2 protein-coding genes are annotated in these 868 nt (G+C 75.0%); both read left to right on the forward strand.

The window, feature by feature from the left end; all coding sequences use genetic code 11:
- Nucleotides 1–343, forward strand: a 343-nt coding sequence (locus ACYVE7_RS34855) for a hypothetical protein (RefSeq protein WP_460370926.1), incomplete at its 5' end; no start/stop codon positions are given.
- A 145-nt stretch (nucleotides 344–488) separates the two neighbouring features.
- On the forward strand, nucleotides 489–868 hold a 380-nt coding region (locus tag ACYVE7_RS34860), incomplete at its 3' end, for a hypothetical protein (RefSeq protein WP_460370928.1).

Here is an 868-nt window from a genome sequence, read left to right on the forward strand (position 1 = left end):
CGTGCTGCGCGACGTCCCGCCGGTGGAGCCGTCGGAGGAGTTCGTGCGGCGGCTGCTGGCCGTCGGCGCGCCCCCGCCCGCTCCGGCGCGACGGCCCAAGGACACCCGTCCGGGCAGTTCGGGGCAGGCCAAGAGCAGGCGGATCCCACGCGCCCGCTACCTGGTGGCGGGTGCGGCGACCCTCGCCGCACTGGGTGCCGGGACGGCGTCGATCAGCGGGGGAGCGGCCGCGCCGCGCAGCCAGACCCCCGCGCCGAGCTACGCGCCCGCCTTCGTCGACCAGCCCGTCCAGCAGCTCAGGGTGCCGCGCCGGGAACCGGTACGCCGCCAAGAGCGGCGCTGAAAGCAGATGACGCCCGGTTCCTCCGCCGCGAGGGCCGGGCGTTCGCATGACCGGTGGTGCAGCGTTTAGGGTGCCTTACGGCAATCTCACGGGGACCGGGCCACGATGAAGCCCGAACATGAAGGCTCGTCAAGGAGTTGGGGTAATGGCGGACGAACGTCGAGATTCGGTCGACCTGCCGGCGGGGGAGCCGGTCGAGGCCGCGTCCGAGGCGCCGGAAGCGCAGAGCGACAGGCTCGTCGTCTCGCGTGAGGCGGCGCAGGCCGCGGCCCCTGCGGCCACCATGCTCGACGGCATCGCCGTCCAGCAGCCGCAGGACGCGTCGGGGCGGCAGGAGCAGGTGCCGCCCTACAGCGACCAGGTGCCGCTCTACAGCGACCAGCCGCCCGCCTACCAGGACGCGCCGCCGCCCTACCCCGACCAGCCGGTCGCCACCTACGCCGCCACCCGCGACGACTCCTACGGCTCCGCCGGCACCGAGTCGACCGCCACGGCCTTCGGCTCGGCGCCCGCCGAGGGCTCCGG

This window comes from Actinocorallia lasiicapitis (genome assembly GCF_054778695.1).